Genomic DNA, 19,074 nt, shown 5'->3' with positions numbered 1-19,074 from the left:
TATTCTAATCACCTAAATCTTGCGTATGAACGTCTAAGAATTTGCTTGTTTGCGGCGGTCAACTGCCCAGACAGAGATGGTGGCCTCGCCGACGTGTAGTCCACATGGTTAGTTCAGAGGTTTCTAGAAACTTTCTAGTAGCTCTCGTTAGGGGAAACTGTGAAGAAACAAGATCACGATCCAGGCATTTTTACCCAGTTCACTACCAAGGTAGCCACCGTTCTCGGCCGTCCATGGATCTTCGCGACGGCGGTAGCTGTCCTGATTTTATGGGCGCTTTCCGGACCACTACTTGGCTTCTCCGATACATGGCAACTCATTATCAACACCAGTACCACGATCATCACTTTTTTGATGGTGTTCATTATCCAGAACACCCAAAACCGTGACAGCGAAGCGCTGCACGTCAAACTTGATGCCATCATGCTGGAGTTGAAGATCAGTAACGCCAAACTCTACGATGCCGAACATGAGGGGGAGAAGGAGCTTGAAAGCCAACGCCAGCGACTGAAAGATGATGGTGAAGAGAATTCAGGAGCTATAGGCCAGAAGACCCCGCCTCGATGAGGAGAGACTTGGCCAGCGAAGCATGGCCAGGAACCTTCGAACCAGCGTGAACTGACCGGCACACGAAATATCATCCTAGTGCCGCTCACGCCGGTCAGGAAAGGAACTTGTCCGGGGTGAGCGGCAATGTCCGTACCCGGAGTCCGGTGGCGTTGTAGGTGGCATTGGCGATCGCGGCCGCCGCTCCCACGATGCCAATCTCACCAATTCCTCTAGCCCCGAGTGGACCAGCACGGTGGTCGGTTTCCTCCAGCCAGATTGCATCGACGTCGGTAATGTCAGCGTTGGTGGGAATGTGATAGTCGGCGAGGTCGTGGTTGACGATCATGCCAAACCGGGGATCCATGACGCCTTCTTCATGTAGTGCCATGCCGATGCCCATGGTCATTCCGCCGATGAATTGTGAGCGTGCCGTGCGGGGATTGATGATCCGGCCGGCAGAGAAAACCCCGAGCATGCGGGAAACCCGGACCTCTCCGGTGTCGGAATGCACGCGGGTTTCAGCGAACTGGGCGCCGAAGGAGTGCATCGCATAGCGCTCGGCATCGGGGTCTTCGGGTGGCTCTGCCTGGGTCTGCGCACCGGGTGCAGGATTGCCCCCGTGCTCTCGGCGGAAGGCCAGGGCTGCTGCGATAATGGTGCCACCCCAGCTGGCCGTGCCGGAGGAACCACCGGCCACCGTCGCCACGGGCAGGGAGGAATCACCTATTTCCAGGTGCACCTGATCCGGTGGAACATGCAGGGCATCAGCGGCGATCTGGGTCAGGACAGTCCAGGCGCCGGTACCCAGATCAGCGGCGCCGATTTGCACCGTGTAGGATCCATCTTCTTGGAAGGATATCCGTGCGGCATTGCCCGGGTTTCGCATGAAGGGATAAGTGGCGCTGGCAACGCCCAAGCCCACCCACCAGCCATCTTCGAGCCGGGTCCGCGGCTGAGAGGAACGCCGGCCCCAGCCGAAACGTTCGGCACCTATCCTGAAGCATTCCAACAAGTGGCGGCTGGAAAATGGTTTCCCGGAATCCGGATCACGGTCGGGTTCGTTCCGGACCCGCAGCTCAATGGGGTCCAGCCCGCATGCCTCGGCCAACTCATCCATGGCAACTTCCGGGCCGAACATGCCCGGGCATTCCCCGGGTCCGCGCATCCACGATGGAACCGCGACATCCAGGGGCACTAGGCGGTGCGTAGTCCGCCGGTTTGGCGAGGAGTACATCATCCGGGCAGGGACAGCCGTTTGCTCGGCGAATTCTTTGATTTTGGAGGTCTGACTCACCGCATCCTGCGAAATGGCCCCAAGCCGGCCGTCCTTGTCCGCACCCAAGCGGACATGCTGGAGGGTGGGTGTGCGGTAACCAGCCAGAGAGAACATTTGCTGTCGCGTTAGTGCGAATTTCACCGGCCGCCCGCCACTGCATTGCGCTGCCAAGGCAGTGAGCACCACGTGGGCGTGCGGCAAACCCTTGGACCCGAAGCCGCCACCTACATGAGGAGCAATCACCCGTACTGCCTCGGGAGGTAGCCCGAACATTGGTGCGATGCTCTGCCTGACAGGGTGCACGCCTTGGGTGGAGTCGTAGAGCGTCAGCTCGCCATTGTGCCACTGCGCCACGGTGGCATGGGGTTCCATGGGATTGTTGTGCTCGGCCGGGGTGGTGTAAATCTGGTCAATCATGACGGCGGATGCCGCCAGTGCGGCCTCAACATCTCCCTCACTGGTGTCAGTGTCAAAGTCTCCATTGACCTGTTCGGGCGCAAATAGCCCGGGGTGCTCCGCACTAAAGGCTGCATCGTGTTGGGCGCTCTGGTATTCCACGGACACCAGACTGGCTGCATGACGTGCAATCTCAGGTGTTTCAGCTATGACTGCTGCAATGAATTGGCCGCGAAATCCGATGTGGGGTCCTTGTAGAACAGCAAGCTCTGCATCGTCTGTTTGCGCCAGTTTTGGGGCGTTGAGGTGGCTGAGCACGGCAATCACGCCGGTCACCCCCTCGGCTCTACCTGTGTTCATCTTGCTAATCTGCCCCAACGCGATGGTGGACTGGACAGGATACAGGTAGGTGGGATTTTCCACCTGCTGATCGAAGGCGTAGCGTGCGGTGCCCCGCACTTTTGCCATGCCGTCCAGACGCCGGAGACTGGAGCCGATAGCCGTCGATTTGAGCAGTTCAACCATTGTTCTGCCCTCCGGCGAGCTGTCGAAGCACCGCAATCATGGTGTTGCGGACCATGGGTATTTTGAAAGCGTTGTCCGGCAGTGGCGAGGCGAATACAAGTTCAGCATCAGCGGCCCGGCGGAAATTCTCCTCAGTTGCTTCCGCGCCACGCAGGACTTCCTCGGCACGTTCTGCCCGCCAAGGATGGTGGGCCACGCCGCCTAGTGCGATGCGCACCTCACGGAAGGTCCCGCTGTCGTCAATGTCCACCACGGCGGCCACTGACACTAGCGCAAACGCGTACGACGCGCGGTCCCGCACCTTGCGATAAGCCGACAGGCTGGAAGTGCCCGCTGGCAGGTCCACGGCGATGATGAGCTCGCCGTGTTCCAAGGTGGTGTCGCGGTTCGGCTCATTCCCCGGGTGGCGGAACAACGACGTGAGCGGAAGTGAGCGCTTCCCGTGGGCTCCTAGGACTACGACTTTGGCGTCCAAAGCCGCCATGGCGACGGCCATGTCGGATGGGTGAACCGCCACGCAGCTGTCTGAAGCGCCAAGGATGGCATGGTTGCGGGTATAGCCGCCAAGGGCTGAACAGCCGGTGCCGGGTTCACGCTTGTTGCAGGGGGTGCTTACATCTTGAAAGTAAACACACCGAGTGCGCTGGAGCAGGTTTCCGCCCGTGGTGGCCATGTTGCGGAGCTGTCCGGAGGCGCCAGCTAACAGCGCTTGGGAAAGCACGGGATAGCGTTGCCGGATCAGCGGATGTGCTGCGAGATCGCTGTTGCGCACAGTTGCCCCGATCCGAATACGCCCGTCCGGCAATTCTTCAATCGTATCGAGAGGGAGTTTACTGATGTCGACCAGCAAATCCGGGGTGGCGATCCCGAGCTTCATGTGGTCAACGAGGTTGGTGCCGCCGGCAAGAAACGCGGCTCCGGAATGGCCGGTTACCATGGCGACGGCGCTGGCGGCGCCCATGGCACGCTCATAGTCAAAGGGGATCATGAGGTGGCTCCTGCCGAACCGTCGGGACCTGGCGCGGCAACTGTTTCTGCTACTTCCCGTATCACTTCATTTCCGGTGGAGGCATCATGGTTTATGGCCTCTCGGATCGCCGCAACGATGTTGACGTAGGCGCCGCAGCGGCAGAGATTTCCGCTCATACGTTCACGGATCTCTTCATCGGTCAATTCCATCGCAGCTGTGCCTGTGCCACTGCCGATGGCCGTGACGAGGCTGGGCTGTCCCGCGGCGGCTTCCTGCAGCATGCCCACCGCCGAACATACTTGACCGGGAGTGCAATACCCGCACTGGAGACCGTCTTTCTCCAGGAAGGCTTCCTGCATGGGGTGCAGTTCCTGTCCGCCGCCCAGTCCTTGGGCCGTGGTCACCTCAGCACCTTCCTGCGTGACGGCGAGCACTAGGCAGGAGTTCACCCGCCGACCCTCCAGCAGTACGGTGCAGGCACCGCATTGGCCGTGATCGCAACCCTTCTTGGGTGCGGTTACCTCCAGTCGGTTCCGCAGCGCGTCCAAGAGCGTGGTGCGGGTGTCAACGGTCAATGACCGCTGCACTCCGTCGACCAGCAATGCGATCTCTACTTCCATGGATGCAGCACCTCCGGTTGGTACGGGCGGGCCTGAATTCGGGTCAGTGCCAAACGCTTAGTGTGTCTATTTCGTAACATATCCCAGTGAACGGCGGCGTACAACCCTCTGCCGAGCGGCGGCTGGCACCATCACTCGTCGTGCCTCGAGGCCACGGCTTTGGGTGAAGCGAGTGCTCTGGCGCAATGAGCGGGGGTCTGGCAGAGTGAAAGAATGACTGATGCATCCACAAAAGCGCTGATCCTGGTCTGCACACTTTCACCTTCGCCGGAGAAATCCAGCAGTGATTTGTTAGCCCACCAAGTCGCCGAAGCATTTTCCAATCACAATGTGCAGAGCGAGATTCTGCGCATTGCGGACCACGACGTGAAGCCGGGGGTGAAGAAGGACATGGGGGGTGCAGACGCATGGCCCGCCATCCGCGACAAATTAATGGCCGCCCAAATCTTGGTGTTGGCCACCCCAATTTGGGTGGGACATCCATCCAGTCTGGCCCAGCGGGTGTTGGAACGGCTGGATGCGGAACTTTCTGAAACTGACAGCCAAGGGCGGCCCATTCTGTTTGACAAGGTCGCAATGGTGGCCGTGGTCGGCAACGAGGACGGTGCCCACCATGTCATCGCCGATCTATCCCAAGGGCTCGTCGAAGTGGGATACTCCATCCCGGCCCAGGGGTCCACCTATTGGGTGGGTGAAGCCATGCATAGCATCGATTATCAAGACCTCGAAGCGGTCCCTGAAGTGACAGCCAACGCCACGCGGATCTCCACCCGAAATTCTGTGCATCTGGCTGCGTTGCTTCGAGAACGGCCCTATCCGGCTGGATAATTCGCCACAGTAGGCGGACATCCTGTACCGGCTTGGCCATCAGTTTGGCCCAGCCTGATTGGCCCACTGTCGGCAGCATCCATTGACAAGTTTCGCTGCCGGGATCAGTGCACCATCGGCTGCCTATGAGGTGCGTCGAATCCCCGTCGCCGACTGCAACGAACTCGTCAGGATACTCAGGCACGGAGATATCGCCCGGAACTATCAAGCCGAAACGATCGGGGCTTAATAGGTATATCTGCTACGAATGATTCCTGTACATAAGGGTGAGGCGGGGAGAATCCCACCTGAACCTGTTGTTCGTTCATTGCGCTCCCCAAACGGTCACCACCGCAGATTCAAACGACGTGGAACCTGATCCTGCGCTCAACGACGGATGTGGCTAGGACTGGGCCGACGAGGGAGGAGCCGCTCCCCAAGGACCCGCCACGTGGTCACAGTGAGCTAGTGGCTTTGCCGGCGGACATCGTTCCCTGATTTCTGATGCCCTCGAATCGTCGGCGCAACCAAACCCCCAAGTGTGCCACTGCGTGCTACCCGACGGGCGAGCTCGCCGAACCGGGCCAAGGCACATTGGCGACATCGCCATAGCCATCGTCCTCTCCAAAGCCGATGCTGGGGGCCGCGCTGCTGGAAAAAAGTACCGCCAAAGCGTCCCGTCCACCGATCGCGTAATGGGCCCGTTGCTGTTGAGCCCCGGATCCTCGGACCTGCAACTGCAGCAGCAGGGAGGAGACCGCGGCGAGGTCTTCACTGGCGGCCAGAGCGGGCGTGATTGTCTCCAAGAGGCACGCGACTGCCTCGGACGCGGGAACCAACCTCTGATGAAGGGGATGAACCAGTTGGCCACTCATTCCGTATCGGGCGCCGTGCCAGAGGGCAGCATCCATAAATTCGCTGGTCGGTTCCGGTTGCGAACAGGGGGCAAAGTCTAAGCATGTTGCGACTAGGCCCCTGCACAACAGCGCTAGGAGGATTGAGGACCAGGGCTGTAGCTGCGCGTCAGCTACCCGGATCTCAAGGGTTGGCTGGTGTTCGGACAATCTGGCATACCAAGCAATGGAGCCGCTGTCCGGAGTGCCACCAATGCCTATGAGGGCGTTGACGCGGTTGCGGTAGTCCTGGGCGTCGGTGAAATGCGGCGGGCATCCCGCCGTGGTCCAGCGGCGGGATTGAATGGCCCGCCAACTGGCAAAGCCGGTGTCCACGCCACACCAGAACGGTGAATTTGCTGAGATGGCCATCAGGGTGGGCAGCCAGCGGCGAATGCTGTTGAGGCAGCGCAGTCCGCTTTCCGGGTCCGGGATGCCCACGTGGACGTGCAGGCCGTTGATTTCATGTTCCTGGCTTAGAGCAGCCACCACCGTAGCAATTTCTTCATAACGGCTGTCCTCGGTCATTATCGGTGCCGAGGATTTCTGGTAAGGCGTCCCTGTGCCGGCCACCACCACCCCATGTTCGGCTGCAACGCTCAGCAGCGCAGTGCGGAATGTTGACAGTGAATCCACTGCCACTTCCCGGGAGTCAAAAATAGGTGATGCGAACTCAATTTGTGATTGAAAGAATTCGTGCTGAACCTCAGTGATTTTATACCCCGTGGCCAATAGTTCTCTCTGGATGGCGGGGGCCACATGGGCTGGCGAAAGAGTGTCGGGATCTAGGAAGACAAACTCCTCTTCGATGCCAAAGGTCAACATGTCGGTCTCCATTTCAGCCAGGGATGCGGGATGGACATTTACAATCGAGAGCGCAATCGTGGTTGCCGGCATCATGCTACCGGCAACATTGTCCCGCGCATAGGAATTCTTAAGTGCAGTGCCCGCGTACTGGCGCGGATTTAGCACCATCAGCTGCTTGCGGGGGTCTTGACCATGCTTCGCTACGAGGTCAGAGTTGGTGTTGTTGCATCAATCACCCAAATCAGTGGGAGGAATCATGACTGAATCCAGTTTGCCCGTACCGCCGCCAGTTCCCGGAACGCCGTCGGTTGAGCCGTCCTCATATGATGAGCCAACACAGCCACGCAAACCGTTGCCACCCAAACCCGATCAGCACGGGCCCGAACTTGTCTCTCCCACGGGCACCCCCACGGGGGAGACGGAAAACTCGCGTAGCCAGAGCGGTGACTACCTCACCACGGCACAAGGCACCAGACTGCAGGACACGGATCATTCCCTCAAAGCCGGGCGTCGAGGCCCGACCCTGCTCCAAGATCATCATTTACGCGAAAAGATCACCCACTTCGACCATGAACGCATCCCGGAGCGGGTGGTACATGCCCGGGGTGCTGGGGCTCATGGTGTTTTCCAGTCCTACGGCACAGGTGCCGGACTCACACGTGCTGGGTTCTTGGCTCCGGAAGTGGAAACCCCTGTCTTTGTGCGTTTTTCGACCGTTGTGGGGTCCCGGGGATCGGCAGATGCTGTACGGGATACTCGTGGTTTCGCGGTGAAGTTCTATACCGATGAGGGCACCTTCGACCTCGTGGGAAACAACATTCCGGTCTTCTTCATCCAAGATGCCATCAAATTCCCTGACGTGGTCCATGCTGCCAAGCCGCATCCTGACCGGGAGATCCCGCAGGCGCAAAGTGCCCACGACACTTTCTGGGACTTCGTTTCTTTACACACCGAAGCACAGGCTCACACCCTGTGGTTTATGGCCGACCGTGGCATTCCTCGGTCGTTCCGAATGATGGAAGGCTTCGGTGTTCACACGTTCCGCATGGTCAACGCTGAAGGCACGACGGCGCTGGTCAAGTTCCATTGGAAGCCCGCCTTGGGTGTGCATTCACTGGTGTGGGAGGAAGCACAGATTCTCAATGGCATTGATCCCGATTTCCACCGCCGCGATCTCGCCGACGCCATCGAATCCGGCCACTACCCTTCGTGGAAACTGGGCGTGCAAGTCTTCCCTGACACAGAGGATGAGATGTTTGCAGGGATTGATTTGCTGGACCCCACAAAATTTGTTCCTGAGGAACTCGCGCCAGTGCAAATGCTGGGCCGTATGACCTTGAATGCGAACCCGAAAAACTATTTCGCGGAAGTCGAACAAGTGGCGTTCCACCCTGGGCATCTAGTGCCGGGCATTGACGTTAGCAACGACCCCCTGCTGCAAGGGCGACTGTTTTCGTACCTAGACACCCAGATCAGTCGACTCGGAGGACCTAACTTCGGCCAGCTACCTATCAACCGCCCCCATGCACCTGTCAATGACATGCTCCGGGACGGCATGCACCAAAGCGCCGATCATGCTGGGGTGGCCCCTTACAAACCCAACTCTCTGGATGGTGGCTGTCCCTTCCATGCAGGCGCGGACGCCGGTGCCTTCATCGACATTCCGCAGGCGGTGCAGCAGGGCCTAAAGGAACGCGCCGACCCGGCAACCTTCCATGACCATTTTTCCCAAGCAACGCTGTTCTACCGCAGCCTTACCGCAGTGGAACAGGACCACGTGGCGCAGGCTTACGCCTTCGAGCTGGGCAAGTGCTACGAACAAACCATCCGGGAACGGCAACTTGCTGCTCTGGCAAACATTGACGCTGATTTGTGCCGTCAGGTTGCCGTGGAACTGGGGCTGCCCGCCCCTGAAGCATCAAAGCCGGCTACGGAGCAAACCCCAAGCCCGGCCGTGTCGCAGCTGGGTCAGAAGTGGCCGATTGCATCGCGAGTCATTGGCATTGTGACCGACGCCGGAAGTGATGCCGACCAGGTACTCCAAGCACGAGATGCCCTCACTGAAGCTGGGATGCTGGCGTTGATCATAGCCCCAGTAGCCGGCAAGCTCCTTGACACGGGGGAGCCCGTGCAGCGTAGCTACGCCACTGCCCGCTCCGTGGAATACGACGCCGTCGTTCTCGCCACCGGAGAAATGACTGGATTAGACCCCCGGGTCGTGATGTTGGCAGCAGAAGCATACCGGCACGGCAAAGCGATCGGCGGATGGGGCAGTGCGGGGGAAGTATTGGCCGCCGCCGCTGTGGATGCGCAGGCAGCAGGGATAGTTCATGGATACCCGGGGGAAGTGGTGGAGGGCCTAGCTCAGCTACTTACAGAGCATCGCGTATGGGCAAGGTTCAGCCCGCAGCAACGGGGAGAGGACTGAAGCGACAGAGATACTGCAGACCGTTGGCCGACACACAACGAGAAAGAGAGCAATGAAGGAACAGCTACACAGAGTCGAGCCAGGAACGGGCGGGATAACCCGCAAAGGGGCCGGTCGGGGTTTCTCGTATGTGTCGGCCAACGGTCGCAGAATCACTTCCGATAAACTACTCAAACGCATAGCAGACCTAGCCGTTCCACCGGCATGGCAGCATGTCTGGATTGCCTCGGATCCGCGAGCACATATTCAAGCCACCGGGGTGGACGCCGCCGGGCGCACCCAATACATTTACCACCCCCGGTGGCGCGAACTGCGAGATGACGAGAAATTCATCCGGTCTCTGGCTTTCGCCCAACGGCTCCCCAGCATGCGCAGGATAGTGACACGAGACCTCCAACAACTCAGCGATGCCAAGCGACGCACGCTCGCAGCATCCGTGCGCCTCATGGACCGTGCCGGATTGAGGGTGGGTGGAGCCGCCTATGCTGAGGAGAACGGTTCCTTCGGCGCCACCACCTTGCAACGACGCCACGTTCACATCCAAGATGGTGAGATCCGTTTAGTGTTCCGGGGCAAATCAGCGGGCGCGTGGGACGTGCATCTATCCGATACGTTGTTGGAGGACTACTTTTCCTCAGTGCCAGCGAACCCCCGCAAAGGACCAGCGTTGTGCTATATCGTCAAAAATGGGCGTCGTAAAATCTGTCAGTCCGTCTCCGATTCGGACGTCAACTCCTACCTCGGCACAGTAGTAGGCAGTGGCTTTACCGCCAAAGATTTTCGCACCTGGCAAGGAACCACGGTAGCCGCAATTTCTCTGGCTCGCTCCTATCGGCTGGGAGCCTCATCGCCCGATGCCGTCACCGCGGCCATCCAAGATGCCTCCGTGTGGCTGCACAACACCCCCACCATAGCCAAGGACTCATACGTGAATCCTCGGGTGGTGGCCCTTTTCGAACAGGGCAAAGTCGCTGCCCTGAACCGCCAGCGTGACAGCGCTGTACTTGAGTTGCTGACCTCCGGAACCAGAGCCCATAGGAAGTCCGCATCTCAGGGCAGCGTCACCACATGAAAGGGGAGCAGACAAGGCACCGACTCAGTCACGGCAGATAAGGTGGCCCGTTAAAGCAGCCAAACAGGGTCTCACACTGCGGATAGGCAGGGGATGCGAACATCCCGAATCTTTTTTGTTCGACAAGGGGCGCGTTCCTCCACTGCTGGCTGAACGCACCTCTTGGCCCGACAGTTTTTAGCCGGCGTCGAAGGACTTGCCGCCATCTTCCTGACCTGGCTCAGAGTCTGTTTTTTTGGCGTCGGTTCCCGTGCCATCGGGCAACTCCTCAGTGTTCCTACGCCCCGTAGGCTTTAGCGCTGAGGGCTCTTGGTCCGATGGCGTCGGCGCCTTCGGTTCGTTTGTTTCGTCATGTGTCTGCATAGCGTTCCTCCTCATTGTTGAATGTATTGCTTGGATCAATTGATGGCCCTGAAGTGGCGGGTCAGTCTCCGGGAAAGGCTCCCTGCGCAGCTTGTAACAGCGTTCCGAGCCTGCTCTGGTCTACCTTATCCAGTAACTCCCGGACGTCGTCAAAGACTTCCACTGCTCCCGCCTCGTACAATTCCGCTGCGCTGGTGCCGCCGCTGCACACCCCGATCATGGGTATACCCAGGGCTGCCGCGGCTTTGGCATCCCAGACTGCATCACCCACAAAAAGAGCATGGGTGGTGTCCACGCCTACTGATTTCAAAGCGGCGGCAAGGATGTCAGGAGATGGTTTGCCCCGCTCGGCGTCAGAAGAACTAGTGCTTGCAGCAATGGCGTGATCAGCGTCTAGGACCTTGCGCAGCACGTCCAGTTCAGTCTGCGCGGCGGATGATGCTAGGACCACCGCCGCTCCTGTCCGGGCACAATGCTCCAACAATGCTGCGGCAGACTCGAAAGGAAGCAAGGCCGGCCAATAGGTGGAGAAAATAGCGTCATGCGCGTCGATGAGCTTGTGGGTCTGTTTGGGGCTGATGTCATTGCCCAGAATGTGCCGGATTAGTTCTTCGCCACCCATTCCTATTGCCCTGTGCAGCGCGGCAGCAGGGGCAGTGAAGCTCTGTTGGCGCAAAGCCTGCCACCAAGACAGTGTGTGCAGGTAGTTGGAATCGATCAGGGTGCCGTCCACGTCGAATAGTATGGCATGGGAATATTCACTGGACATAGGGCTCTCCTTTCATTATTAGGTCTATTGTCGGCAGTGACGTGGCCTGCTCTGGTTCCGGCGCATTAGCTCGGCCAAGTTTGTCCAGAAAATCAACGAAGCCCCCACCGGTTCGGCTGTTGATCCGTCCGGAATTTTTGACGCGGGAAGTGTCGGTGGCGGCCACTATTTATCCCGAGGATCGGGACGCAGCCGCGAAGACCCGGTCTCATGTCCTTGGTCATTTCAGCCGCCCAGAGCGGCAAAAGTATCCGCTCTAAAGCCCCTAAGAGCCCCCTGGATGTGGGGATTATCCTCGTTTCTCTGATGGAGGTTGAGCCGGCGCAGCATCCGCACTGTACCAATAGGGGAGCTGCGCAGTTCAGCAGTGTCCACGACAACGTCAGCACCGCCTGCGGTAAGTTCAAATTGTCTCTTGAGCCAATGCTCCGGAACCTCCGTATCAGTGTCTGTGTTGGCAATCCAGAATTCTTTAGTCGGCCCTTGCCGTATCAACTCTGCTGGAATGACCGCGTTTCTAGAAGCTCCCACCCGTCCAACGGCCACACGGATCGTATTCATACCTGACCAGCGGTGCACCAGTTCCCGGGAGTTGTCCGTTGTGCTGTCCGAGGCAATGGCGATTAACACCGGAATATGCGGACCCAAATTCGCGAAGTACTGTGAGGCTGCTGTCAGGGCATCCAACATCATAGTGAGCAGCCTAGCTTCAACCCGAGCCGGGACGAGAACAGCAATTCGCCCTCTGGGTCCTCTCATCTCGGTGCCGTACTTCGGAAGAAATCAAGCATAGAGTCATCCTCAACGCAGGCACCTGCCCACACCGGCCGCTTCTCAGCACGCAGAATAAGAGGCATATCCGCACCGTTTAGTGGGCCGACCATTTCAGGCAGTGTCGCTGAGCTCACGTAATAGCCGGTCTCGGACAAAACGAACAGGTCGAATTTTCTTTCCGACCAATTCGCGGGAAGAACAGCGAAAATGCGTTGGCGGTTTGCCCATTTTTTGTGTGAACCGGCAGCGTACTTTTCTCAGCGGCCTGCGCCGTCGGCGTCCGCATCCGGTTCAGAAGAAAATGACTCCCTATCCTCGCGGGCGGGTTCCGTATTGCTGTCGTTGAGAGGGGCATCCGCTGATGGTAGGTCCAAGGACGACTCATCCCCAGGAGCAATGTGCGCTGCGCTGCCCTCTGCTCGGTCCAACTCCTCCCGGTACTGATCGTCAGTGCCCCCGAGTCGCCCAGCACCTGGTTCGCCATCACTTCCAGCCTCTTCATCCTCAAAGAAACTTTTATCGGGAGCACCCAAGCTCACATCATCGCTCAGTGCTTCCTCATCAGTTTCCTGGCCTTGAAGTGTGGGGTCAGGTGATCCAGGATTGGTGGCAGCGTCATCGGGCATTTCGTCTTCGGGGGTTGGAGAGCCGTACCCTCCTTGAGCCTGATCTGCGGGCTGCTGCCCTCTGAGGGTTTCTTCGCGTTTTTCGTTCTCTTCGATACTCACGATGTTCTCCTTCGTTGACGGATTCACTCATCAGGTCTCGCTGTTCTTACTGTAATCACAAGCCGCCGCTTGCGAAAGCCTGCCACGTTGGCAAGAGTGGGTAAGGAACGGGTTACGCCATTGCAAGACAGAGGAGACAACGGAATGAAAATTGTTATAAAAATTCTGAGCCTTGGGGCGAGTCTGGCGGCTGGGGCCGCCGCGCGTAAAGCATTGGCTGCAGGCTGGCGAAAAGGTACCGGCCATGAGCCACCCAAGGAGGCCGACGACCTTGGGAATCCATTGCCGGGTGTACTGGTTTTTGCGTTGGCCACAGCAGCTACGGGCGCTGTCATTCACGTCATCACTCAACGACTTGCACGCAAGGCAACACTGAAGCTGGAAACCAATCCAGCAGAGGTCTAATTCTCCCACTCATCAAAGCCCCTGGCATGGCAGGTAGGGAGTTCCTGCGGGCACTTCTACTCGCCCTGGGACCACATCACAAGTGTTGCTCCGAACGAAACACGCCCCTTTCAAAATGAAGGCCACAGACAACGTGAACCCCGTCTGAGCGACGTGCCCTGCAGATCAGTGTGCAGCATTGCGGCGGATGGCGAATGCAGTTGAAACGACGGTGCCAGGCGCATGGAAGCCACTTCAAGGCAGCCCTCAGCCGTTATCTGGCTCTCGTTTCACCTGCGCGGCTCGCAAACCACGGCCGCTGTAGCCCCTCACTAGGCAATGCCCCAAGCAATACGCAGCGGGTTCGAAGATAAAGATCCCGCACCGAGATTTTCCATCCAAGGATGCGGACGAAGTTTGGCCTTAGGCAACGGGATTGGTTCGTTACGGTGTGCTCTCAGAGTTTGAGGCTTATATTTCCAAATAATTGGCGGGCTAACTGCCCAACACCTTGCGTGGTGCGGATATGTTGGTGCTGTATTCGCGCTAGACGTCCATGAACGCGGTCAAAAGTACTCCCAATGATTTTATCCGTTCAGTGCATAGCCACGATGAGGGCCTTCAACCGGGGAAGTCCCGTTTACGTGAAGTTAGTACCGCGGAATGGCACGTGCGTTTCCGGCTTCCAAAAACCAGAAGCTCACAGGCGGTCCAGCCAAAACTGTCCACCGTTGAGTCGTGCTGGTGCGTACTCCGTGGCTGGCTGACATCCAAGTGGCTCCGGCTCTGCAGGGAGCTGCTAACAAAGTTGGTGGCTCTGGGACAGGCTTCCTCTGCAGCATAAAACAGCGCCGACTAAATCACCGGGGGTGCTGTAGGGAAAAACGGATCCGGATGACCGGGCGCGCTCGGCTCGGGAACGGGGAGCGGAGGCCCGTTGGGATCATCCGGCTGGGCTGGCTCTGTCGGATCAACAGGCGGTCCGGGGTTTGGGGAAGGATTGACAGGAAACGGTTCCGGAGCCTGCGGCTGCGGTTCACGGGGCTGGTGATCGTTCATGTGTGGCACCTCTTCTCAGTGGCTGCTGTTCGTGAGGAGACGGGCTGTCCCGACGCGAGTGCCGCACTTGTTGCCACAAGTGCAAACGTCATCTCATGCTACCGACGTTGCCGCGGCCCGTCCACGTCCTCGAGAGCCGCAATGGCCCCGAGCACATCCTGCGGACCTGCTGGAAGCAGCGCGGGATCTGGGAAGTCGAAGAAGAGTTCCCCCTTCGCAGCCACTCTTTGGTGAGGATCCTACAATGCCTAGCTGGCGGGCTTTAGGACTTATAGGCCCGGCCAGGAAGGCTTGAAAAGCACAACGCTATCTACTCCAATTGGTGTGCGGCAACTTAAAAGGACGTAGATATTTCCCGCTTGTCTGGTTAGAGTCGAAGTGGCGGATGAAACAGCCATCAGCCAACGAAGCGGCGAGGCGCTCAGTGCTGAGGAAGAGTCACTTGACCGGATTTTTCTGCAATATTTGCTAATGCGAAAGGGGAAGACCATTCAAGACTCACTTCACCACTCCCGGAGAGATCTTCAGCGGCATGAACGGTTTCCCTATGCTTGCGACAGGGCACCTGGGGACGCTAAGGAAAAGTCCGGCATGCGCAACGGGCTCCGTGATCCCTTCCATGGTCCCCCGAAACGTACCTGAGGATTTATAGTCCGAAATACCGTTTGGGCCTTGGCCCCGAAGCGGCTGAATGCGTGTCTGGAAGCAGCGCTACCGAATCACGAAAGGACAGAGATCATGCCTGAGAAGCAGAATCCCAGCCTGAAGGATCCAGAGATGTACGAGGCTTTGCGCGATGATGGAGCCTCCGAGCAAAAAGCAGCCAGAATCTCCAATGCTGCGGCCAAGAAGGGGCGATCTGCCGTGGGTCGCAAGGGCGGCAAGTCCAAAGACTATGAGGACTGGACTGTGCCCGAGCTCAAAGATAAGGCCAAAGAAATTGGACTGGGCGGATATTCAAAAAAACGTAAGTCGGAACTCATTGAAGCATTGCGTAATTCGTAGTTTCCGACAGGGGCCTGATACCCACCGGTGTCGGTGTAAGTGGAGTCCAGATCTTGACATCCGGGAGGCTGTCAATCGCCAATTCATTACTTAGGAGAAGAACGTGACTGAGAGCACCAACGAACCCGTGGAGATTTCCACCCGCATGCGTCCCGGGGAGTGGACGCCGGAATCCTTAGAGCAATTGGTGGGGTCGTACCAGCAGAAAATCAGAGACATGGGTGCCCCCACGGAGGAAATTGAGACTAAGGTCAAAACTCCCGAAGACGGATCAGCCCACGTGCATGTGAGTTGGCGCCATGCGGGCCTGCATACATTTGCAGATCTGGGTCAGAGCACCGTCGAGGAGTCGGAGTTATCGCGTGGCCATGGTGAATCTATTCCTGCTGGCGAGCCTACTGAAGACTCCCAGGGTCTCGGTGCTGTGTTCGGTGACGCTGAACGGTCGGCCATTGACGAGCCATCGACCGCACGGTCCCTGAAGGCCAAGGAAAATCAGCCCACAAATGACTACCGCGTCTTCACAGACGACGACGGGAAAACCATTGTCGAGGATGCCAGTCCCGCGAAGGAATAGATTCTCGGTATGAAAAAGAGAAAATCACAACAGGAGGAATGATGGGTATCGCAGATAAGTTCGACGCAGCCAAGGACAAAGCCACCGGAAAGATCAAGGAAACTGTAGGCAAGGCCACGGATGACAAGTCGCAAGTGGTCGAAGGCAAGTTGGAGCAGGCCAAGGGTACGGCCAAGGACAAGCTGGCCGACGCCAAGGCTCACCTCAAGGAGGACTCAAACGACGTTCACACTGATGACACCGAGGGCGGAGCATCCACCACTGGCGGGGCGTGACGGAAGCGCCACCACCAAGGAGGCAGCTGGTTGGCAGACTTGCTGTCCCCGCGGTGGGTTTTCGTAGCAGGCTTTCCCGCAACAGTGTTTGATTCGTGGTTATCGTCATCGTGGCAACACTGCCGATGCCTCCTGCGTAGGGGCACATAGCTTCCAATTTCATTTTTCAGTGCCGCCGCGGTGACCGGCCATGCTTTGGGCAGCTCCGAGGATCCCTCACGACAGGCCAGCGCCTTGCACATGGTCTAGCTCCCAATGCACGTCCTTGGCTGTTTTGTCGGGACGCCACCCACGCCAAGTTGCGTGACGCAGTTTGCCGTCAGCGGTGAGTTCGGCGTATTTGACCTCTCCGACCAGTTTGGGTGTTGTCCACACGACGTCGCGCCTGTCCGTGGCGGCGATGTTCTTAACAGGTGGAGTCTTGCGTTCACTGGTCTTCAGCAGGGTTGCAGCCTCCTGAAGTTCATGTTCGGAGAAACCGGTGCCCACCCTTCCCACATAGCGCAGCCCGCTCTCGTCATGCACGGCAAGTAGTAGTGAGCCGAGGGTTTTGCTGCGGGAGCCGGTACCCTTACGCCAGCCAATGACGATGACTTCCTGATGTTTTTCGTCCTTGATCTTCAGCCAGTCAGGGCTGCGCTTACCCGGTAGGTAGCGGCTGTCCATTTTCTTGGCGACCACACCCTCTAACTGGAATTCACGGCTTGTAATCAGCGCTTCTTCAAGAGTTCCCGGGAGGACAGGCGGCAGGTGGATGTGGCGGCCTTGGGCAACTGCTGCAAGGAGTGACTCGCGCCGTTGTGAATACGGCTTGTGCTGCAGTGGTTGCACGAGGCTCCCAGCACTTGTTTGCAGCGCATCAAAAAGCATCAGCTGGACGGGAACCGTTTTCATGGCCTTCGCAATATCCCGAGGCTTACTCAGCTTCATGCGTCTCTGTAGTAGGCCGAAATTGGGCCGACCGGACTTGTCCAAGGCGACAATTTCGCCGTCGAGCACGGACCCGTCAGCGGCCAAGGATGCAAGCTCCTGGAGTTCCGGGTATTGCTGAGTGACATCCCGGCCACTTCTGCTGGTGATATGCACTGTCCCACCAGCCACACCGGCCATGGCACGCATGCCATCCCACTTCATCTCGAATGACCATGATGTGGTGAAATCCACGCCGTCTGCTGTGGCCGCCGTCGCCAGCATGGGAGCGGGGAGGTCCAAGGCTTCCCCTGACCAAATTTTCGCCCTCCGCGTGTTCGTGACTAGCCTGTTACCCGCACTATCGGCACCGGGTGCGATGTCGGACTCACCCGCTTTTTTCTGTGTCTGACGACCGGTATCGGGCCGGACTTTCATGAGGTGGATCAGCCAATTCTTTGCCCCTCCCATGCCGGGGGTGTTGATGAGGGCGTAGCGGCGCGGGACTCCGCCCAAGCCGCCGTCGGGCCTGCCGTGGAGCAATGCAATGACTTCCGTTCCCTCTCGCCATTTCTCCAGCACGCATGTTCCGGCGTCCCAAATGGTGACAGTACCTGCTCCGTACTCGCCTTGAGGAATGGTGCCTTCGAAGGAACCATAGCCTAAGGGGTGGTCCTCCGTCATGACAGCCAGCCGGTTTTCAGTGTGTTTTAGGGGCGGGCCTTTGGGGACGGACCAGGACACCAGGACGCCGGAATGTTCCAGTCGGAAGTCCCAATGCAGTCGGGACGCGTGATGTTCCTGAATGACAAACGTGGGTTCGGAGGAAGCGGTGTCTTTCGCAGCTTCGAGGGGGACCGGCTCGGGGGTTTTGCCAGCGTCGCGCATGGACCGGTACTTCTGAAGCCGGTCGACTGCCTCTGGCCGTTCCTCGACTGGTTGCTGCAAGCCCAAATTACTGATGGGGTCGATTCCTTGTTTGACCCTCGCTACCACTTCATGGAGTTCGAGCTGGCGCAGTTCGGGGTCCGCAATCTCATCCCACGTTCGTGGGGCGGCAACGGTGGGCCTAGCCCTGCCGCGGAGTGAGTACGGGCAGATAGTGGTCTTGGATTCGCTATTTTGACTCCAGTCAATCAGTACCTTCCCGCTCCGCAATGACTTTTTCATGTCAGAGACGATCAGGTCCGGATGGTCCGATTCCAAAGATCTGGCAAGTTCGTGGGCGACTTCTGCAATGTCTGTGGAATCATGACTGCCGTCCAGAGGCGCATAAAGATGGATGCCTTTGGACCCGCTCGTGACTGGATAGGCCTCCAAGCCCATGGCAGTGAGCAGTTCACGGCACAGCTGCGCAGCCTCGGCACACTCCCTGAGGCCGGCACCATCCCCTGGATCCAAGTCCAGAACCAGCCGGTCGGGTCTTGCTGGCTTCCCGTCGGGACCAAACCTCCACTGCGGAACATGGATTTCCAGTGCGGCCACTTGGCCAAACCATGCCAAAACGGCGGCCTCGTTGACGAGCGGATAAGTATTGACATGGTCCTTGTGCATGAGGATTTGCCGCGGAACCCAGTCTGGCGCTGAGTTCTCAAGGTCTTTCCGAAAAAAGACTTTTCCAGGCTTCTCGGCCGTGCCCACTCCGTCCACCCAGCGTTTTCGTGTAGCGGGGCGCCTCGCCGCCTGTGGAATCAGGACATGGGCCACCTGGGCGTAGTAGTCCAGCACATCAGCCTTGGTGGTGCCGGAATCCGGGTAAAACACCTTGTCCAAGTTGCTGAGCTTTAAACGGCGGCCGGCAACATTCACGAGTTGATCTGCTGAACGGGACACGTTAGGCCTCCTTGGTGGACATAGTTCATTGTTGCCGTGTGGTGAATTCTTTGCC

Annotated in this window: 17 protein-coding genes; 8 read left to right on the top strand and 9 right to left on the bottom strand. The window is 58.4% G+C overall.

Annotated elements, in window-relative coordinates:
* Positions 1-159 precede the first annotated feature (159 nt).
* Positions 160-567 (top strand): low affinity iron permease family protein, encoded by a 408-nt coding sequence (locus tag AB0O97_RS13575; protein ID WP_363883353.1) that lies wholly within the window; start codon positions 160-162, stop codon positions 565-567.
* Between the two features lie 94 nt (positions 568-661).
* On the opposite strand, the gene AB0O97_RS13570 is transcribed toward AB0O97_RS13575, so the two are convergent.
* From AB0O97_RS13570 to AB0O97_RS13560, 3 genes are read right to left on the bottom strand one after another with little or no spacing between them, the layout of a single operon-like run.
* Positions 662-2,746 (bottom strand): xanthine dehydrogenase family protein molybdopterin-binding subunit, encoded by a 2,085-nt coding sequence (locus AB0O97_RS13570; RefSeq protein ID WP_363883351.1) that lies wholly within the window; start codon positions 2,744-2,746, stop codon positions 662-664.
* Positions 2,739-3,734, bottom strand: a complete 996-nt coding sequence (locus AB0O97_RS13565; protein ID WP_363883349.1) for a xanthine dehydrogenase family protein subunit M — start codon at positions 3,732-3,734, stop codon at positions 2,739-2,741. The genes AB0O97_RS13570 and AB0O97_RS13565 overlap by 8 nt, the downstream gene beginning before the upstream one ends.
* Entirely contained in the window at positions 3,731-4,336 is a 606-nt protein-coding gene (locus AB0O97_RS13560) for a 2Fe-2S iron-sulfur cluster-binding protein (protein ID WP_363883347.1), read from the bottom strand. The genes AB0O97_RS13565 and AB0O97_RS13560 overlap by 4 nt, the downstream gene beginning before the upstream one ends.
* 213 nt (positions 4,337-4,549) lie before the next feature.
* On the opposite strand from AB0O97_RS13560, the gene AB0O97_RS13555 reads away from it, so the two are divergent.
* Complete coding sequence (locus AB0O97_RS13555; RefSeq protein WP_253596373.1) at positions 4,550-5,164, top strand: NAD(P)H-dependent oxidoreductase; 615 nt, start codon at positions 4,550-4,552, stop codon at positions 5,162-5,164.
* 533 nt (positions 5,165-5,697) lie between these two features.
* Here AB0O97_RS13555 and AB0O97_RS13550 read toward each other — a convergent pair.
* On the bottom strand, positions 5,698-7,011 hold the full coding sequence (locus tag AB0O97_RS13550; RefSeq protein ID WP_363883345.1) for a YbdK family carboxylate-amine ligase: 1,314 nt from the start codon (positions 7,009-7,011) through the stop codon (positions 5,698-5,700).
* An 88-nt stretch (positions 7,012-7,099) separates the two neighbouring features.
* Here AB0O97_RS13550 and AB0O97_RS13545 point away from each other — a divergent pair, with 88 nt between their 5' ends.
* Entirely contained in the window at positions 7,100-9,271 is a 2,172-nt protein-coding gene (locus tag AB0O97_RS13545; protein WP_363883343.1) for a catalase, read from the top strand.
* Positions 9,272-9,323: 52 nt separating this feature from the next.
* Positions 9,324-10,343: a DNA topoisomerase IB gene (locus AB0O97_RS13540; RefSeq protein ID WP_363883341.1), complete on the top strand. Its 1,020-nt coding sequence runs from the start codon at positions 9,324-9,326 to the stop codon at positions 10,341-10,343.
* 424 nt (positions 10,344-10,767) lie between these two features.
* Here the strand turns inward: AB0O97_RS13540 and AB0O97_RS13535 are convergent, their stop codons facing one another.
* The 3 genes from AB0O97_RS13535 to AB0O97_RS13525 all read right to left on the bottom strand — a co-directional run bounded on the left by AB0O97_RS13535 (position 10,768) and on the right by AB0O97_RS13525 (position 12,977).
* Positions 10,768-11,475, bottom strand: coding sequence for an HAD family hydrolase (locus AB0O97_RS13535; protein WP_363883339.1), 708 nt, complete (start codon positions 11,473-11,475; stop codon positions 10,768-10,770).
* Positions 11,476-11,700: 225 nt separating this feature from the next.
* On the bottom strand, positions 11,701-12,234 hold the full coding sequence (locus tag AB0O97_RS13530; RefSeq protein ID WP_363883337.1) for a glycosyltransferase family A protein: 534 nt from the start codon (positions 12,232-12,234) through the stop codon (positions 11,701-11,703).
* A gap of 272 nt (positions 12,235-12,506) precedes the next feature.
* Positions 12,507-12,977 (bottom strand): hypothetical protein, encoded by a 471-nt coding sequence (locus AB0O97_RS13525; protein ID WP_253596356.1) that lies wholly within the window; start codon positions 12,975-12,977, stop codon positions 12,507-12,509.
* A gap of 144 nt (positions 12,978-13,121) precedes the next feature.
* Between AB0O97_RS13525 and AB0O97_RS13520 the strand changes: the two genes are divergently transcribed.
* Positions 13,122-13,382 carry a DUF4235 domain-containing protein gene (locus tag AB0O97_RS13520; RefSeq protein WP_253596354.1) on the top strand — a complete coding sequence of 87 codons (261 nt, stop codon included), beginning with the start codon at positions 13,122-13,124 and terminating at the stop codon, positions 13,380-13,382.
* 1,136 nt (positions 13,383-14,518) lie between these two features.
* Here AB0O97_RS13520 and AB0O97_RS13515 read toward each other — a convergent pair.
* Positions 14,519-14,644, bottom strand: coding sequence for a hypothetical protein (locus tag AB0O97_RS13515; RefSeq protein ID WP_363883335.1), 126 nt, complete (start codon positions 14,642-14,644; stop codon positions 14,519-14,521).
* Positions 14,645-15,158: 514 nt separating this feature from the next.
* On the opposite strand from AB0O97_RS13515, the gene AB0O97_RS13510 reads away from it, so the two are divergent.
* The 3 genes from AB0O97_RS13510 to AB0O97_RS13500 all read left to right on the top strand — a co-directional run bounded on the left by AB0O97_RS13510 (position 15,159) and on the right by AB0O97_RS13500 (position 16,277).
* On the top strand, positions 15,159-15,425 hold the full coding sequence (locus AB0O97_RS13510) for a Rho termination factor N-terminal domain-containing protein (RefSeq protein WP_218712507.1): 267 nt from the start codon (positions 15,159-15,161) through the stop codon (positions 15,423-15,425).
* A 103-nt stretch (positions 15,426-15,528) separates the two neighbouring features.
* Positions 15,529-16,002 (top strand): hypothetical protein, encoded by a 474-nt coding sequence (locus AB0O97_RS13505; RefSeq protein WP_363883333.1) that lies wholly within the window; start codon positions 15,529-15,531, stop codon positions 16,000-16,002.
* A gap of 38 nt (positions 16,003-16,040) precedes the next feature.
* Positions 16,041-16,277: a CsbD family protein gene (locus AB0O97_RS13500; RefSeq protein WP_256939590.1), complete on the top strand. Its 237-nt coding sequence runs from the start codon at positions 16,041-16,043 to the stop codon at positions 16,275-16,277.
* 216 nt (positions 16,278-16,493) lie between these two features.
* Here the strand turns inward: AB0O97_RS13500 and AB0O97_RS13495 are convergent, their stop codons facing one another.
* Positions 16,494-19,019 (bottom strand): ATP-dependent DNA ligase, encoded by a 2,526-nt coding sequence (locus tag AB0O97_RS13495; protein ID WP_363883331.1) that lies wholly within the window; start codon positions 19,017-19,019, stop codon positions 16,494-16,496.
* Positions 19,020-19,074: the final 55 nt, after the last annotated feature.

Origin of the sequence: Specibacter sp. NPDC078692, assembly GCF_040686835.1 — a bacterium.
GTDB lineage: Bacteria > Actinomycetota > Actinomycetes > Actinomycetales > Micrococcaceae > Specibacter.
This window is presented reverse-complemented; position numbering and strand designations above follow the sequence as displayed.

What these genes read in the sequence shown, in the direction of transcription:
- AB0O97_RS13570 (WP_363883351.1), bottom strand. Translation starts at nt 2,746, where the DNA reads ATGGTTGAACTGCTCAAATCGACGGCTATCGGCTCCAGTCTCCGGCGT.
- AB0O97_RS13565 (WP_363883349.1), bottom strand. Translation starts at nt 3,734, where the DNA reads ATGATCCCCTTTGACTATGAGCGTGCCATGGGCGCCGCCAGCGCCGTC.
- AB0O97_RS13560 (WP_363883347.1), bottom strand. Translation starts at nt 4,336, where the DNA reads ATGGAAGTAGAGATCGCATTGCTGGTCGACGGAGTGCAGCGGTCATTG.
- AB0O97_RS13555 (WP_253596373.1), top strand. Translation starts at nt 4,550, where the DNA reads ATGACTGATGCATCCACAAAAGCGCTGATCCTGGTCTGCACACTTTCA.
- AB0O97_RS13550 (WP_363883345.1), bottom strand. Translation starts at nt 7,011, where the DNA reads ATGGTGCTAAATCCGCGCCAGTACGCGGGCACTGCACTTAAGAATTCC.
- AB0O97_RS13545 (WP_363883343.1), top strand. Translation starts at nt 7,100, where the DNA reads ATGACTGAATCCAGTTTGCCCGTACCGCCGCCAGTTCCCGGAACGCCG.
- AB0O97_RS13540 (WP_363883341.1), top strand. Translation starts at nt 9,324, where the DNA reads ATGAAGGAACAGCTACACAGAGTCGAGCCAGGAACGGGCGGGATAACC.
- AB0O97_RS13535 (WP_363883339.1), bottom strand. Translation starts at nt 11,475, where the DNA reads ATGTCCAGTGAATATTCCCATGCCATACTATTCGACGTGGACGGCACC.
- AB0O97_RS13530 (WP_363883337.1), bottom strand. Translation starts at nt 12,234, where the DNA reads ATGAGAGGACCCAGAGGGCGAATTGCTGTTCTCGTCCCGGCTCGGGTT.
- AB0O97_RS13520 (WP_253596354.1), top strand. Translation starts at nt 13,122, where the DNA reads ATGAAAATTGTTATAAAAATTCTGAGCCTTGGGGCGAGTCTGGCGGCT.
- AB0O97_RS13510 (WP_218712507.1), top strand. Translation starts at nt 15,159, where the DNA reads ATGCCTGAGAAGCAGAATCCCAGCCTGAAGGATCCAGAGATGTACGAG.
- AB0O97_RS13500 (WP_256939590.1), top strand. Translation starts at nt 16,041, where the DNA reads ATGATGGGTATCGCAGATAAGTTCGACGCAGCCAAGGACAAAGCCACC.